21 protein-coding genes and 1 pseudogene are annotated in these 13,758 nt (G+C 60.2%); 13 read left to right on the top strand and 9 right to left on the bottom strand.

The window, feature by feature from the left end:
* Positions 1-4 precede the first annotated feature (4 nt).
* From GYK42_RS23500 to GYK42_RS23540, 9 genes and pseudogenes are all read right to left on the bottom strand, one after another.
* A complete protein-coding gene (locus GYK42_RS23500) occupies positions 5-2,275 on the bottom strand; it encodes a DNA cytosine methyltransferase (protein WP_166449459.1) in 2,271 nt (756 codons plus the stop codon).
* The gene (locus GYK42_RS23505; protein WP_166449460.1) at positions 2,272-2,700 is read right to left on the bottom strand and encodes a hypothetical protein; all 429 of its coding nucleotides are present in this window, start codon (positions 2,698-2,700) and stop codon (positions 2,272-2,274) included. Before GYK42_RS23505 ends, GYK42_RS23500 begins: the two co-directional genes overlap by 4 nt.
* A complete protein-coding gene (locus GYK42_RS23510) occupies positions 2,697-3,479 on the bottom strand; it encodes a KilA-N domain-containing protein (protein WP_205711522.1) in 783 nt (260 codons plus the stop codon). Before GYK42_RS23510 ends, GYK42_RS23505 begins: the two co-directional genes overlap by 4 nt.
* A gap of 27 nt (positions 3,480-3,506) precedes the next feature.
* Positions 3,507-3,671 (bottom strand): hypothetical protein, encoded by a 165-nt coding sequence (locus GYK42_RS23515; protein ID WP_166449461.1) that lies wholly within the window; start codon positions 3,669-3,671, stop codon positions 3,507-3,509.
* 20 nt (positions 3,672-3,691) lie between these two features.
* Positions 3,692-3,931 (bottom strand): annotated as a pseudogene (locus tag GYK42_RS23520) (helix-turn-helix domain-containing protein); the annotation flags it as partial.
* A gap of 75 nt (positions 3,932-4,006) precedes the next feature.
* A complete protein-coding gene (locus GYK42_RS23525) occupies positions 4,007-4,222 on the bottom strand; it encodes a hypothetical protein (protein ID WP_166449463.1) in 216 nt (71 codons plus the stop codon).
* A 17-nt stretch (positions 4,223-4,239) separates the two neighbouring features.
* Positions 4,240-4,530, bottom strand: a complete 291-nt coding sequence (locus tag GYK42_RS23530) for a hypothetical protein (protein WP_166449464.1) — start codon at positions 4,528-4,530, stop codon at positions 4,240-4,242.
* Between the two features lie 71 nt (positions 4,531-4,601).
* Positions 4,602-4,739, bottom strand: coding sequence for a hypothetical protein (locus tag GYK42_RS23535; protein ID WP_166449465.1), 138 nt, complete (start codon positions 4,737-4,739; stop codon positions 4,602-4,604).
* Positions 4,736-5,059 carry a transcriptional regulator gene (locus tag GYK42_RS23540; protein ID WP_166449466.1) on the bottom strand — a complete coding sequence of 108 codons (324 nt, stop codon included), beginning with the start codon at positions 5,057-5,059 and terminating at the stop codon, positions 4,736-4,738. The genes GYK42_RS23535 and GYK42_RS23540 overlap by 4 nt, the downstream gene beginning before the upstream one ends.
* Positions 5,060-5,139: 80 nt before the next feature.
* On the opposite strand from GYK42_RS23540, the gene GYK42_RS23545 reads away from it, so the two are divergent.
* The 13 genes from GYK42_RS23545 (at position 5,140) to GYK42_RS23600 (ending at position 13,747) form a co-directional block, all read left to right on the top strand.
* Positions 5,140-5,904 (top strand): S24 family peptidase, encoded by a 765-nt coding sequence (locus GYK42_RS23545; RefSeq protein WP_166449467.1) that lies wholly within the window; start codon positions 5,140-5,142, stop codon positions 5,902-5,904.
* 65 nt (positions 5,905-5,969) lie between these two features.
* A complete protein-coding gene (locus GYK42_RS23550; RefSeq protein WP_166449468.1) occupies positions 5,970-6,293 on the top strand; it encodes a hypothetical protein in 324 nt (107 codons plus the stop codon).
* Between the two features lie 36 nt (positions 6,294-6,329).
* Positions 6,330-7,214, top strand: coding sequence for a hypothetical protein (locus tag GYK42_RS23555; protein WP_166449469.1), 885 nt, complete (start codon positions 6,330-6,332; stop codon positions 7,212-7,214).
* Positions 7,193-8,065 (top strand): hypothetical protein, encoded by an 873-nt coding sequence (locus GYK42_RS23560; protein ID WP_166449470.1) that lies wholly within the window; start codon positions 7,193-7,195, stop codon positions 8,063-8,065. The genes GYK42_RS23555 and GYK42_RS23560 overlap by 22 nt, the downstream gene beginning before the upstream one ends.
* Before the next feature lie 9 nt (positions 8,066-8,074).
* Positions 8,075-8,353 carry a hypothetical protein gene (locus tag GYK42_RS23565; protein WP_166449471.1) on the top strand — a complete coding sequence of 93 codons (279 nt, stop codon included), beginning with the start codon at positions 8,075-8,077 and terminating at the stop codon, positions 8,351-8,353.
* A 243-nt stretch (positions 8,354-8,596) separates the two neighbouring features.
* A complete protein-coding gene (locus GYK42_RS23570; RefSeq protein WP_166449472.1) occupies positions 8,597-8,821 on the top strand; it encodes a hypothetical protein in 225 nt (74 codons plus the stop codon).
* 375 nt (positions 8,822-9,196) lie between these two features.
* Complete coding sequence (locus tag GYK42_RS23575) at positions 9,197-9,376, top strand: hypothetical protein (RefSeq protein ID WP_166449473.1); 180 nt, start codon at positions 9,197-9,199, stop codon at positions 9,374-9,376.
* A gap of 237 nt (positions 9,377-9,613) precedes the next feature.
* Positions 9,614-9,745 (top strand): hypothetical protein, encoded by a 132-nt coding sequence (locus GYK42_RS29615; protein WP_277346671.1) that lies wholly within the window; start codon positions 9,614-9,616, stop codon positions 9,743-9,745.
* On the top strand, positions 9,742-10,455 hold the full coding sequence (locus tag GYK42_RS23580; RefSeq protein WP_240943761.1) for a zinc-finger-containing protein: 714 nt from the start codon (positions 9,742-9,744) through the stop codon (positions 10,453-10,455). The genes GYK42_RS29615 and GYK42_RS23580 overlap by 4 nt, the downstream gene beginning before the upstream one ends.
* Complete coding sequence (locus GYK42_RS23585) at positions 10,452-10,697, top strand: hypothetical protein (protein ID WP_166449474.1); 246 nt, start codon at positions 10,452-10,454, stop codon at positions 10,695-10,697. Before GYK42_RS23580 ends, GYK42_RS23585 begins: the two co-directional genes overlap by 4 nt.
* A 112-nt stretch (positions 10,698-10,809) precedes the next feature.
* Positions 10,810-11,823: a hypothetical protein gene (locus GYK42_RS23590; protein WP_205711523.1), complete on the top strand. Its 1,014-nt coding sequence runs from the start codon at positions 10,810-10,812 to the stop codon at positions 11,821-11,823.
* Positions 11,820-12,476, top strand: a complete 657-nt coding sequence (locus tag GYK42_RS23595; RefSeq protein WP_166449475.1) for a lambda exonuclease family protein — start codon at positions 11,820-11,822, stop codon at positions 12,474-12,476. The genes GYK42_RS23590 and GYK42_RS23595 overlap by 4 nt, the downstream gene beginning before the upstream one ends.
* Complete coding sequence (locus GYK42_RS23600) at positions 12,473-13,747, top strand: hypothetical protein (RefSeq protein ID WP_166449476.1); 1,275 nt, start codon at positions 12,473-12,475, stop codon at positions 13,745-13,747. Before GYK42_RS23595 ends, GYK42_RS23600 begins: the two co-directional genes overlap by 4 nt.
* Positions 13,748-13,758: the final 11 nt, after the last annotated feature.

Here is a 13,758-nt window from a genome sequence, read left to right on the forward strand (position 1 = left end):
CTACTCATGCCGCCCTCGCAATCTCGCGCTCATGCGTGAAGTTGGCGCGAATCAGCGCCTCGGACAGCGGCGGGCAGACTGAATTGCCGCACATGCGCACCTGGGCGGATTTCGTCAGCGGCACGCGCGGCAGGGCCAGCGGGTCGCTGGTGGTCTGCTGGCCGTCGACGAACAGCAGCGCCGGGTCGGGGATTTCGTCGATGATGTAGCCGGCCGGGAAGCCCTGCGCGCGGTACAGTTCGTGTGGCGCGAGCATGCGCAAGCCAATATCCACGATCTGGTAGTCCTGCCCCTGGATCGTGACAAGGCCGAAACGGTCGCGGCTGGTGACGGTGGCCAGCGGGTCGCCCAGCTGCTGCGCCTGGTCGGTACCGTAGTAGGCCAGCAGGAACGAACGCACCTCGGCGTGGTGCTGGCCGCCGGCGCTAATCGTGTGCAGCGGCTCGTCCATGCTGGTCGCCGTGCTGGTGCCGCGCAGTTTGACCAGGCTGCTGGCCACCAGTGCCGACTTGCCTCCACCACCGGCCGTAACCGTGCCCAGTGGCGCGTCGACCGCATGCCCGATGCTCTTGCCCATGTCGCGCTGTATATGCGCCGTCACCAGGCCCAGCGCATGCGGCGCGCCGGCCGGGTTGTCCTTAGGCCCGGCCGTGATCGTCGGCAGCGGCTCGCTCAATTCGCTGCCGGTCGACCCGGTGCGGAATTTCGTGATGTGCGCGGTCACCAGGCTGTGGTGGTCGCAGCTGGTCACGGTGCCAATGGGCGCGTCCAGATCCGAACCAACCACGCCCGTATAATGTTTTGCCAAGAAGGCGGTAGCGATCGCCGTATCGGCCTTGGCCGCGATAGTGGCCATCGGCTCGTCGGCGCCGCGCGGACGGCTATCACCGGCACGGCCGCCCACGCCAACCAGCGATGCCGCTACCATGCTGAAATGCCCGCCCTTGACCTGGGCGCAGATGGTGCGCAGCGGCTCGTCAGCCGGCATGACGCGTTGATTGCTGCTGTTAGCGTGCTCGTTCAGGAAGGCCGTGACCAGGGCATGCTTGCTGGCGCCGCCCACGACGGTACCCAGCGGCTTCTCGATGTCGAGCGCGCGCGGTGCCTGGCCTTCGCGCTCGCCGTAGCCGACCTGCACCAGCGTGGCAGCGGCCAGCGCCTGATTGCCGGCCGATGTGATCGTCGGCACTGGCGTGTCGGCACTGGCGCCGGCGTGGCCGGTCGTGTTGGTCATGACAAATGGCGCAAGCTCAGCCACGGCCAGCGCCTTCTCGCCGCGCTGTGCGCCGGTGATCGTGCGGAATGGCTCGTTGATCGATTCGCTGCGGTCCCCGCCCTGGTGCGTGACCGGGACGATACTCGGCACGACGACGGCGCGATGGTTTTCGGTGGTCAGCGTGCCAAACGGCTGCGCAGCGGATACGGGCTTGCCGCCGTAGATCGGCCCGCCCTGGCCAACGATGAATGGCGCAGCCGAATCAACTACATAGCGCATGATGCCCTTGGCGATGCGGCGCATCGTGGCGTCCGCCAGTGGGCGCTTGCGCTCGAAGATCGACGGGCATGGGATCGACCAGTCAATGCATTCGGCGGCCGTGCGGTGCGGCAGCAGCTTGCCGGCCAGCACCGCCGGCGACGTCGGCGCGCCGTGCGTGGCGTCGGGCCAGCGGATCGGCAGGCCATCGCGGCGCGCCACTAGGAAGAAGCGCTTGCGGATGGTCGGCGTATCGTGGTCGCTGGCGCGCAGCTCGCGGTGGTCGACCGTGTAGCCGTGCGCGCGCAGCTGGCGCACGAAGCTGTCGAAGGTCTTGCCGCGCTTGGCCGGATCCGGCTTGCTCGTGCCGTCGGCGGCCACCAGCAACGGGCCCCACGTTTTGAACTCCTCGACGTTCTCGAGCATGATCACGCGTGGCTTGCACTTGGCGGCCCAGCGCAGCGTTACCCAAGCCAGGCCGCGTATGCGCTTTTCGACCGGCTTACCGCCCTTGGCCTTGGAGAAATGCTTGCAATCCGGCGACAGCCAGACCAGGCCCACAGGCTGATTGCCCGTGACTTCGATGGGATCGACGTCCCACACGCTTTCGCACAGGTGCTTGGTGTGCGGGTGGTTGATGGCGTGCATGGCCAGCGCCTCGGGATCGTGGTTGATGGCGATATCGACCGGACGGCCGAAGGCGCGCTCCAGGCCTGTACTGGTTCCGCCTCCGCCCGCAAAGTTGTCGATAATCAACTCGCTTCCAAGGTCCAGCGACATAGTGAAGTCGTCGCGCCTCATGAATGCACCTCGACGGTACGCGGTGCGAAGTGAGCACAAGGCGGGCTGACCGCGATCATCAGTACAGGCGCGCCAAACAACGCCGCCACCAGCGGATCACGCATTCCCTGTCCTTGCGTCCAGGTCTTCGTACTCACCCGGCGCACGTCGAACTCGATCTCGCCACTCATTTCGGTTGGTGCATAGATCGAACTGACGTGCGTGGTGCCCGCGCTGACCAGCTCGGCAGCGCCGCAGTCGATCAGCATATTCAGGTAGCGGCGGCACGTTTCCTTGTTGTAGCCGGTATCGGCGGCCAGGTCTGGCACGGTGGCAGCGCCCAGCTTCTTCATCGACGCGGCAACGGTGGCCAGCCGGTCGGCGGTGCTGCGCATCTGCCGCGCGACGGCAGTTGATGCCGCTTTATCAGTTTGCAGGCCATTCACAATGCCACCTCCGCCAGCACGGAATCGCGCCATTTCACTTGCTGAATAGGCGTGCCGCTGGAGTGCGCCTTACCGGTGTCCATCACGAAGGCATGCTCCCTGCCCTTCTCCGTCGGCACCCAATGGCCGGCAATGCTCTCTTGAAGGCCAGCCTGCACCAGCAGCTGGTTGAACGCCTTGGCACTCTTGACGAAGCGGCTGCCCAGCTCCGTTGGCGTGTAGTAAATGTCCTGGCTGGGCGTGGCCAGGTGCGTGCGCTCCATCAATTGCAGCATGTTCACGCCGGTCAGCGCGGCCGTGCCCTGATTCGCGCTGATAGCCGCAGCGTTCTTGTCGAGCCCGATCAGGCGCGCAATGCCGAAGATCGCGCGGAATTCCTTGGCGGGCGAGACTGCGCTGCGCGCGGGCGCGGCGGCCGGTGCCTGGCCGGTGGCCACCGCGTCGAAGGTGCGGATGACTTCCAGGTGGAACTTGGCGCTGATCCACATGGCGTAGGCGTAGACCAGCTCGCGGCACACGTAGGTGCCTTGATTCAGGCCGCCTTTGATTACCGATACAGGGATTTCTGTATCCGTCATTTCCTCGGCCAAAGCCTTGGTTTTCTCGTTTTCCAGCCACAGCGAGGGACCGTGTCGGCGCTCGCCACCGGCAGCCTGATGCAAATCGTTCAGGCGAAAACGCCCTGCGCTGTCGGTCGCGATCAGCGTATTCGCTATCGTGATGCCTTTGTGTTGTACAATTTCGGTCATAAATTCTTTCGCGAATTTTTGTTGTTTCAAGGAAGCCCGCCTGCCAGCGGGCTTTTTTCATTTCTGGCCTTGCAGTTCCTGCAGCATTGCTTCGTAGTGCTGGCGGGTCCGCACATGGCCGGGGTCGACCGGCAATTCGTTCTCGACGTGCTCGTGCTGCTGGTCGCCCTGCCGTACATACGTCGGCGCGCCGCCTTCCGGCTGCAACGTCGCCAGGGTCAAGCCGCCACCTCGGCGCGCGCGATGCGCTTGAGCTCGCGGATCGGCACGTCGAACACCTCGTGCATGCGGATCAGCAATGAGGCACCGATAGGCAGGCGACCGTGACGAATCTTGGAAATCACTGGCGGCGCGACCTCGAGCGCGCGGGCCAGGGCCGCATCATTCTTCGGGCCCTTGGCCAGCAGCATGTCGAGCAAATCATTGTTGCCGGCATGGTTGTCCAGCGAGCGGTACGGCGATTCGGTTGTTGCTTGCGTCATGTCATGTTCCTAATTGATGGTGATTAAAGTGGCCGATTCCGGCCATGCGATGCTGTAGCTGTCGGGTGCGGTTCGTTACGGCGGTTCGCGCCGCGGCACCTCGTATTTCTTCGCCACCCTGTCGGTGGCATCGCGCCATTTCTGGCGCGCTTCTTTGTGCGCAGCCTTCGCCGCGCTCTCGCCCTCCCCGTCTTTGGCGCCCTGCAAGTCCTTCTCGGCCTGGCGGTAGATCATCGATCGCTGGAACACCAGCTCTTTCTCCTCGGCTGTAACCTCGGCACGTTTATTCAATAGCTGCCTCCATGCCGTTAAACCCGCATCCGCACGACGCGCGGGACGACGCCAAAGCACGGGCGCGGTGCCGGCGAAATCTGGGCCCTGTTATTTACTGATTTGGGCCTAGCTCCGCTGGAAAACGGCGGCGTATCATTCCGTTTCGGCCTGGCGTCCAGGTGATTGCGGATGATTACGATGGTGCATTCGTTCAGCACATCGCTGACGCTCTTGCGCATCGCAGTGCACGCGGCTTGCAAGGCATCCTTGTTGTCGTCCGTGATGTAACCCTTGACGAGTGCGGTACGTTTTTGTTTCTGCTTCATGGTTTTCTCCTGGTGGTCGGTGTTACAGGGTTTGGGTACAGCGAAAATGCAGGGTGGTGCTTGGTGCTGTTTTACGGTGGGCGCTCGCTGGCGGGCGATGCGCACTCTTCGAGCGGCGCGCCGCGAGGCGGCTGATGCGGTTCGAGCAGCGGGATGCGCACGAAGTCGGCCGCCGGGCGCGGCGGGGAAATTGGGATCAGGCGGATCATGGCTTCGCGCCCACATCGATGCCGACAGCGGCCCGCAGCGGCACGGTGTCGAAGATGGCGTTCGTAGTGGGCGGCTGGCGGCCGGCGTGGTCAGGATCGACAGCGACCAGTTCGGGCCATATCTTGTGCCAGTCATCAGGGCGAAGCTCTTGACGCGTTACCCTGCCGCTCGTCTCCCTTTCGATGGCTGGGCAGTGCCGAATCGCAACCGGGCGGATGTTTTCAATCCACTGATGCAGCAGCGCAGGAGAAACGTTGATCGCACGAGCAAATTCAGCCTTCTTCGTGCCTGACTCGATGAGGTAGTTTTTGAGGTTCATGTCGCAATAATAGCATTGCTAGTATTAAAGTCAATAGCATAGCTCGTTGCGCTCTTAAATAGCATCGCTATACTCCGCTTATGAAAAAAGAACCCAAAGCCTTAGAAAATTGGCAGATTGAAGACGCGCAGCGACTGAAGTCGCTCTTTGATGCGCGCGAGCCAAAGATTTCCCAGGCTGAATTTGGCGCAAAATTCGAGATCGGCTCTCAGGGCATGGTCTGGCAGTATGTGGCGGCACGCCGCCCACTTAATATCAAAGCGGCTACCGCCTTTGCCCGTGGCTTGGGCGTGAATGTCGAAGAAATTAGCCCAACAATTGCTAAAGAAATTGCCGCAGCGGCCTCCCATACCGGCGCATCAGCTGGCGCGCAGAGCGTGCCAGGCGCCAGCCCAGTAACGGATGATGAGGATATGGCGCCGGTGATGGTTCGCATTCGCATGGTGCCTGAGCATCTGCGCGCGGGGATTACAGGGTTTGAGGCAGATCATACTTTTGAGGACGGAGGACATCTACACGTCCCTCGTCAATGGCTTGAAGAGAATGACCTCACTCCAAATGCCCTTCTAGCCATCAAGATCAAAGGCGACAGCATGGTCCCGATGATGTACGAGGGAGACATTGCCGTAGTGAACGTCAAGGACAAAAACCGCGTGAACGGCGGAGTTTTCGCATTGAACTACAAAGGTGAACCGGTCGTGAAACGCTTGAAATATGAGCGCCGCGAATGGTATCTGACATCGGAAAATCCTGATTTCCAGCAGGAGCCTTGCAGAACAAGCGACTGCAATGTCGTCGGCCGCGTCGTGCGCTTTGAGCCACGCAATTTCAAGGATCGCTTGTGAGTGCTACGCAAGGTGCGGCTCACCCACCAGGCTGCACTTTACGAACAATCATATCGACTGACACTATGATCATAAAAACACTAATATTTTCTGCTGGTCTCGCTCTTTCATTTGCGGCTGGCGCAGCGCCCTGTAACAAGACGGCCGCCCAAGAAGTGCAGCGCGGCCTCAGCGAATTCGCCAAGTCTCACATCGAGGGCGACCATCTGACAGTCCATTGGACGTACGCAATCGAGAAGCAACCCGAGGCAAAGCGCCTGCAGATGGTCACAACCTATGCGGATATGGATGCGTGCCTTGGTGGTGCTGCGCGCGAGATCATGTTCTATCGCAAGGGCAAGTTGATGGGGATTGCCTCGCCAAATACCGGTGTACGTCTGTTGAAATAATCTACTTACTGTGCAAGTAGCCTTCTATTGCGAAGAATGAATAATAAATCAACCAATACCATTAGCGCATCAGGTTTAAATGTTTATTTTTTGCTATCTGAAGCTTGCCTACTGGAAGGAAATCATACTCACCCAGCCTGGCGGGTACAGGTAGCAACGCCACTAGCCACGCGTGCGCTCCCAATGATTGCGAAATGGGTTGATGGGCACCTTGCATTCTGTGTCGAGTTGGCTTGTGCTTTGGCAGCGCAAGCTCTTCGCCTTCCAGTACCGGCACCCGGCATTATCATCGCGCCCAAGAGTTATCTGCCCTCACTCCCCTTAACAGCAAAAGGCGAATACATTTTGCTTGTTGGCAGTGAGTATAAGAATGCCGACGCGTTTTTCGCTCAAGTTACAGCAAACAATCCAGCTGCCGAGGAGTTTATTTGGAGCAAGCTGTGCTCGAGCAATGCTGGGGCAGTTGGAGCTGCTTGGGATGAGTTGGTGGCAAATGATGACCGACATCACCAAAATGCCCTGTTTGATGGTGTAAATTGGTGGTTGTTTGACCACGACCGGGCCCTGATGTCGACAGGTCCATTTAGTAAAAATCCTTTCGATCCGCAGCTGCGCGCCGCACTGGTTAGCTTCACAGCTAAGTGTAATATTCTGGCCGATCAGATGGTAGCGAGGCGCCCAGGATCGCATGGCATATTGGATCAGCCCCTTGAGTTAGAGAAGCGAAAAATTGAACTCAGCCTACTAAGCTCCCGTACGGCTAGCTGGACTGCTGATGACCCGAAGATACGGGACATTCTAGCTACCACTGCTATACTAATTACAGCCATTGAACTACGACTCCCTGCCCTAGCGCAGCACCTTCAAACACGAGTTTTGCAACCCAGCGCTGAATCACTATGGACATCGAACACGGATTAAAATTTGATCTCCCGCAGATTTCGGCGAGATTTGCCCCGGTCTACTGGGAGCCGATGGTTGGAAGCGCTGAGCGAATAACAGCGCTAGTTGCCATCGAGCCGGAGCTTGGAAGCTCGGATCTAACGCCGACGGCACATCTTATCCTTCCCCTGAAGCGCCTAAAGGCAATGCTTGGAATTGCGAGAGGGAGTTCGGCTCACGGAATACTCGGCCATGTTGCAGATTTCATGACTTCTCGACTCAATGCAGGTTTGACTTTGGAGGAGTTGGACGCACCGTTTGGCGGATTCACCATAGGAAATCCTCGCTCAATAAAGGCATTTTCAGAGGAGCAAGTGATATCTGGCGCTGTCCAGATGGTTTCCGCCCTCGGCGATGTTGAAGATATTCTAGAGGCTGATATTAATCAGCGAAGGTCATCCGCAACTACGCTGGCCTTCTTGCGATCTGTGCAGGCTGATTTTTCAGTGGATCACAAAGAGCGACGCAAGCGATTTTTCAAACGATTTTCTCCCGACGGAACTCGGCAGGTAACATTAGATTACGCGTATGAAAAATGGCTTGTGCAGTTTGCAAGCCTTCCTTCGACTTTAGGTCAGGCGCCATATTTAGCCAAGGAAGCCGAAAGCAAAATTCTGGAACTGATCACGGCGAGGAAATTTGTAAATACCAGCACTGAATCCGTTTTAATTATTAATAGACAACCAATGCTGGAATTCAGTGGTGAACTGAGAAAACTTGCGGATGATTCAAATTCGCAGTTTTCTTGGCTTGCTCAAGAACATGGTGTGCGCCCGATTGAAGTAACGTCAAAGCATGAAGCAGTGAGTGCACTAGAATCTTTCGCCTGAAGCTAACTGGTGCAACTATACGCCGCCATCATCAAAATCAAGCAAGTACAGCTGGCTGTGGTCCGGGTCGAGCCGGAGCATACTTGGCCGTCTACTGGCCCGGCCGCCCTGTTCCATGCACAGCAGTTCCTCCCTACCCTGCCTATTCTGCTACTGGCGCCGCGCGTCGGCGGATTCTCGCGCAGCTACTCCACGTTCGACATCGGACCGCTGATCAACCAGATCAACGCTGACAAAATCGAATGGCAGGCCTGCCGGCCGCCACCGCCTCCCGAAATGCCCTTCTAAGCACGCATACCAGCCTCGACGATTCGGGGCTTTTTTTCGCCTATCGCACACCGTTATTGAAATTTCGCATTTTTACTAGCAATGCTATTGCGCTATTAAAATAGCTTTGCTATTATTCATTCATCGATAGCAAACACAGGAGTACGACATGTCCCCAGCAGAGCTCGCAGCACTTGAAGCGGTCCTCATCGCCCACGGCGAAGTGATCCCGGCAATCGCAATCCCAGCGCGCGGCTGATCGCCATGAAGATTGACTCGAACATCAGCGCCGCCAAAACCACCAACGACAGCCATTGCGCCGGCTTGGTCGCCAGCATCGGCTGCCCGCGCCGCCTGGAAATCTGCAACTCGTTCGGTACCAGTCTGCCGCGTGGTCAGTTGCAGTACCTGGAATGCGGCGCTGCCGCCGTGCTACGCGCCGAGGGCTACCGCAACTACACCGGCCCCTGGCGGACGAAAGAAGTATGAGTGCCCGCGACGCCCTGCCCGGTCTATTCACAGCCCCAACAGCACGCGCAACGCTTCGCAAGTACAACGTGTCGATCAAATTTGAGGACGGAAATTTTGAGGCAACTGCCTGGGCAGGAAGCCCGAATCAAGCGCATGAGCTGGCGCGAGTAGATGCGCGTATGGCGTCTTGCAGCGGCACGTTTTATGGCCGCGAGCTGGGGTGGACTGCAGAGCTGGCAAAGGTTTAGCGGTCGCCCGCGCCGTAGTTCAAGGCGGGACAGGCCGGCGGGCCAGATAAATGCCCTGTGGGATCAGCATGCCCCGATTGATCTTCGTGAGGATCAGGCGCCCGGGGAAGCCCGGCGCCACAACCAACCTTGAAGGAAATACAGCATGTCGAAATTCAAAAAAGACCAAAAAGTGAACGTGAAGGGCACGAAAACCGCGCCTACGGACCGCCCAGGAAAATTTGTGCAGACGCATCCGGGCGCCCGCGGCGACTTCCTGGAAGTGCTGCTGGACGGCTCGACGCAAAGCCAGCGCTTCCGCCCTTCGCAGGTGTCGGCAGCCTGATTTTAAGCACGGGCTAGTCGCCCTGGCCCGTCTCGTCGGCGTAACCGGCGGCCAACAGAGCAAGGGATGGGCGTGAACTTCGCCTCGATCTTCGCGCAGTTAAAGCGAAGGCCGGCCTTGAAGCAGCTGGATTTGTGACCAGCCCCTTGCTTTGTTGGCGGCCCATCAGCCGCAGGAATCACACGCCCGACGGATTTTCCCGGGTCGCCAGCAACCCATTAACCAGAGGAGCAGAACATGAGCTACATCATCACCATCCGCACCGCCGACGGCGTGCGCAGCTATCCCGCCATTGGCGACCTGGGTGCGCTACAGGACGCGGCCTATGACGATGGCGCCTTGGGCGTGACGGCGATGGTGCGTCCATGATCGGCGCCATGCAAAAGGCGCTGATCGAGGTTGGCATGCTCAAACCTCGCAGTGTGCCGGTCACGCCACAAAACCCATCGCGCCGCGCCGTGGCTCGCGTCAAGAATCCATTGCCGGCGCCCACCGAGTGCCCGTATTGCGCAGCGCCCGTCGAGTTGGTCAATAACAGCCAGATTTACGGTGGTCGCGAATTCGGCGAATGGCCCTGGGTCTACAAGTGCACGGGCACGGACTGCGACAGCCACGTCGGCCTTCATCCCTTCACGGCAATTCCGCTGGGCACCTTGGCCGATGCCCGCTTGCGTCGAGCAAGGAAACAGGCAAAGGACGCATTTAACCCGATGTGGCAAAGCGGCGAAATGACCCGCGATCTTGCATACGCATGGCTGTCAGCCTCGCTGGGAATTGCCGACGTGAACGAGTGCCACATCGGCTGGTTCGATGTTGCGATGTGCGCCCGGGTCGTTGCGGTTTGCCATCACGATGGAAGCGGAAAGCAAACCGTGGCCACCGACGATCTGCTGGCCCTTATCGCGAAGGTGCGCCAGATGCAGCGGAATTTTGAGCTGTGCCTGACGAGCAAACAGGATGACTGGCTCGAAGACATTCTCGACAGCGCCGAAGCTGGCGCGCCGCGAGTCTCGGCGAACGGCCGCAAGTTCTTGGAAACCTGCGCGAGCGGCTTTTACTCGGACGGGGTTGCGCCATGACCGCCCTGCTCCGCCGCCTGCTGGCCGCCCACCGCTTCTACCAGGCGCAGCACCAGCACCGCATGAACAAGATGCGCCTGGCCGGCGTGCGCCGCGAACTGGCCGGGCTCGAAGAAATGCGCAAGGAACTGATCACCGCGCAGATCGAAGCACTGATCGACCTGGACGCATCCGCCGCGCGCGTGAAGCAGCTGGGCCGCGCCCACCGGGAGGCGCAGTGGACGTCGTCAGCCAAGCCGTGATGGACGTGGCCAGCCAGGCCTTGCGCAACTGGCATGCCGGCCACGCCATCGTCCACGCCGTTCGCCTGGCGCTGTTGAAAGCAGAAATCATAAAACTCACAAGGAAAAAGTCATGAACGCAGTTATTGAAATGCCGCGCCAGGAGAGCGCCGGGCTAGTTGCAGCCGAAGTGCACCGCTACTCGCTGGCCGAAATCCGCGAACGCGTCAACTTGGTGCAGGAGGTGATGCGCGGGATCATGAAGCTCAACACCCACTATGGGACCATCCCCGGCACGCCAAAGCCGACGCTGTACAAGCCAGGTGCCGAAGTGCTGTGCGTGACCTTTCGCATCGCCCCGATCTATCGCATCCTCGATCTCAGCACCGACTTGGTTGCACGCTTCCGCGTTACCTGCATCGGCCAGCATCAGGTATCCGACATCATGTTGGGCGAAGGCGTCGGCGAATGTTCCTCCGCCGAAGAGAAGTACAAATGGCGCGCCGCCGTATGTGCCGAGGAATTCGATCTGACTCCTGAAACGATGCGCCGCCTGAAGTTTGTAAAATATAAAGGCAACGTCGAGAAGAAGGTGCAAGTGCGCACGGAAGCAGCCGACCTTTCAAATACGGTCCTAAAAATGGCTTGCAAGCGCGCCATGATCGCTATGACTTTGAACGTCACAGCGGCATCCGACATTTTCACGCAAGACATCGAAGACTTGCCAGAAGAGTTGCGCGGCCAGGATGCTGGCGAGCCTGCAATGTCGCCCTTGGCGCTGGAGTGGGTGGCAAAGGCCAACGCTGCGCCAACCGCTGATGATCTAGCAGCCGTATGGAAGGCTGGTGTCAAAGCGATCAACGAGGCCAAGGATGCCGTTGCGTCGAACGCATTCAAGGCAGCAGTAACGGAACGCGGCGCGGCACTCACTGTCACTCAGCCAGCGCCCAAGGCAGAGAAGCCAGCCCCCCAACCGCTCTCCACTGCAGCGGCCGAAATACTCGCCGATATGGAAGTGCTCGCCGACGATGGCGCCGAGGTCTTCGCCGCAAGCTGGGCCAGCCTGTCGAAATCCACACAAAACATGCTCGCCGCGCACTACGACGGCCTGATGGCGCGTGCGGAGAAGGCGGGAGGTGCAGCATGAAATTCATTACCTGCGCCCAAGGTTCGCCGGAATGGCATCAGGCCCGCGCCGGCGTGATTACCGCGTCCTGCTACGCCGATGCGGTATCTACCCTAACCCGTACGTCCGGCAAACGAAAGGCTGGCGATCCGTCTGTCGCGTCGGATAAATATGCCGCCGACCTGGCCATTGAGCGAATCAGCGGCAAGCCCTACGGTGCACCTGTCAAGGCCTGGGTGCTGGATCGCGGCCACGAAATGGAGCGCCTGGCACGCATGGCGTACGAAGCGCGCACCGAGTGCATGGTCACCGAGGCGGGGCTGGTGCTGACGGATGACGGCTTGTTCGGCTATTCGACGGACGGGTTTGTGGGCAATGACGGCCTGATCGAGATCAAGGCGCCAATCGACAGCGTGAAGATCGTCGAGATCCTGGAGACAGGCGACCTGACCGAATACATGCACCAAATGCAGGGCGGCATGTGGATCACGGCTCGCAAGTGGTGCGATTTCATCATGTACGTGCCCGACTTGGCCAACGCCGGTAACGACCTGTACATCAAGCGCGTGATGCGCGACGACAACTTTATTGACGCAATGGTGCTGGACCTGGCCGCCTTCGCGCGCCGCGTATCGGATCGCGAAATTCTTTTCAAACTCAAGGAGGCAGCATGATCACCGAAACCACCCAGGCCACGCCGGCTACCACCTCCCTCACCTTGCCGCAGCGCGCGGCCGTCGCGCTGGGCGCCGTGGACTACGAGGAAAAAATTAAGGAACAGGTTGCGGCTTCGACCGATATCACCGCCGTCATCGATCCCGCCGGCCGCGAGCAGGCACACCGCATAGGAATGAACCTGCTGAAACTGCGCACCGGCATCAAGGCCGTCGGCGAGGCCGCACGCAAAGACGCGACCGACTTCAGCAAGGCGGTGATTGCCAAGGAAAAAGACCTGATTGCGCTGATCACGCCAGAAGAAAATCGCGTGTTCGAGCTGCGCGACGCCTACGACACCAAGGTCGAGGCCGAAAAGCAAGCCGCGATTACGAAGGAGCGCGAGCGCATTGCCGCGATCCAGGCTGATATCGCGGCGATCCATGATGCGCCGCTGGAACTGGTGGGCAAGTCCGCTACCGATATTCAGGCGGCCGTAGCTACCGTGGCAGCCATCGTCGTGGATAAGGAGCGCTTTGCCGAATTCGAGAAGGACGCTGCCAAGGTTGTGGCCGAAGTGAGCGCCAAGCTCGCCAGCCTGCATGCCGCAGCAGTCGCGAACGAAGAAGAAGCCGCCCGCATTGCCGCCGAGCGCGCTGAGCTGGCGCAACTGCGCGAAGCGGCTGCCGAGGCCCGGCGTATCGCCCAAGTGGAAACTGACCGCATCGCTGCCCAGCGCCAGGCCGAAGACGACCGCCGGGCGGCGCTGGCTGCCGAGCAGGAAGCGGAAGCGCTGCGCCAACGCGAAGCCCATGCCGCTGAATTGAAAAAGCAGGCCGACGCCCAAGCCGAGCAGAACCGGCTGGAGCAAGCGGAAATCGCACGCCAGCGCCAGGAGTTGCTGGACATGCAGGCCGCTGCAGCCGAAGCCACAAGGCTGGCCCAGGTCGAAGCCGACCGCCTGGCAAATGATGCTGCGCAATCCGAACAAACCGCGCAGCTCGCCGTAGCGCGCGCCGCCGAGCCGCCCGTCGTCCAAGTTGCGGCGCTCACGCCTACCGCCCCCATCGGCATGCGCCGCACGCCGGCACCCATCGCGCCGGCACCGAGCCGCCCAGCGCCAGCCCCCGATCTGCTCGACGCCGCCGCCGATGACCTCTACCCATCCGACAGCGACATCCTCGATGTGATGTTCGACCAGTTCGGCCTGACGGCGGCCGAGGCCATCGACCGCCTGGCCAAGTTCGACTTTGCCGCCGCGCGCGCCGGCCTCGTCGCCGAAGCCGCATAAACACCGCCCCG

The organism is Janthinobacterium lividum (assembly GCF_011601275.1).
In the GTDB taxonomy this organism is placed as follows: Bacteria; Pseudomonadota; Gammaproteobacteria; order Burkholderiales; family Burkholderiaceae_D; genus Janthinobacterium; species Janthinobacterium lividum_E.

What these genes read in the sequence shown, in the direction of transcription:
- GYK42_RS23585 (WP_166449474.1), top strand. Translation starts at nt 10,452, where the DNA reads ATGACCGCCCTGCTCCGCCGCCTGCTGGCCGCCCACCGCTTCTACCAG.
- GYK42_RS23550 (WP_166449468.1), top strand. Translation starts at nt 5,970, where the DNA reads ATGATCATAAAAACACTAATATTTTCTGCTGGTCTCGCTCTTTCATTT.
- GYK42_RS23600 (WP_166449476.1), top strand. Translation starts at nt 12,473, where the DNA reads ATGATCACCGAAACCACCCAGGCCACGCCGGCTACCACCTCCCTCACC.
- GYK42_RS23555 (WP_166449469.1), top strand. Translation starts at nt 6,330, where the DNA reads ATGAATAATAAATCAACCAATACCATTAGCGCATCAGGTTTAAATGTT.
- GYK42_RS23595 (WP_166449475.1), top strand. Translation starts at nt 11,820, where the DNA reads ATGAAATTCATTACCTGCGCCCAAGGTTCGCCGGAATGGCATCAGGCC.
- GYK42_RS23530 (WP_166449464.1), bottom strand. Translation starts at nt 4,530, where the DNA reads ATGAAGCAGAAACAAAAACGTACCGCACTCGTCAAGGGTTACATCACG.
- GYK42_RS29615 (WP_277346671.1), top strand. Translation starts at nt 9,614, where the DNA reads ATGAGCTACATCATCACCATCCGCACCGCCGACGGCGTGCGCAGCTAT.
- GYK42_RS23570 (WP_166449472.1), top strand. Translation starts at nt 8,597, where the DNA reads ATGAAGATTGACTCGAACATCAGCGCCGCCAAAACCACCAACGACAGC.
- GYK42_RS23545 (WP_166449467.1), top strand. Translation starts at nt 5,140, where the DNA reads ATGAAAAAAGAACCCAAAGCCTTAGAAAATTGGCAGATTGAAGACGCG.
- GYK42_RS23580 (WP_240943761.1), top strand. Translation starts at nt 9,742, where the DNA reads ATGATCGGCGCCATGCAAAAGGCGCTGATCGAGGTTGGCATGCTCAAA.
- GYK42_RS23560 (WP_166449470.1), top strand. Translation starts at nt 7,193, where the DNA reads ATGGACATCGAACACGGATTAAAATTTGATCTCCCGCAGATTTCGGCG.
- GYK42_RS23535 (WP_166449465.1), bottom strand. Translation starts at nt 4,739, where the DNA reads ATGATCCGCCTGATCCCAATTTCCCCGCCGCGCCCGGCGGCCGACTTC.
- GYK42_RS23590 (WP_205711523.1), top strand. Translation starts at nt 10,810, where the DNA reads ATGAACGCAGTTATTGAAATGCCGCGCCAGGAGAGCGCCGGGCTAGTT.
- GYK42_RS23540 (WP_166449466.1), bottom strand. Translation starts at nt 5,059, where the DNA reads ATGAACCTCAAAAACTACCTCATCGAGTCAGGCACGAAGAAGGCTGAA.
- GYK42_RS23575 (WP_166449473.1), top strand. Translation starts at nt 9,197, where the DNA reads ATGTCGAAATTCAAAAAAGACCAAAAAGTGAACGTGAAGGGCACGAAA.
- GYK42_RS23500 (WP_166449459.1), bottom strand. Translation starts at nt 2,275, where the DNA reads ATGAGGCGCGACGACTTCACTATGTCGCTGGACCTTGGAAGCGAGTTG.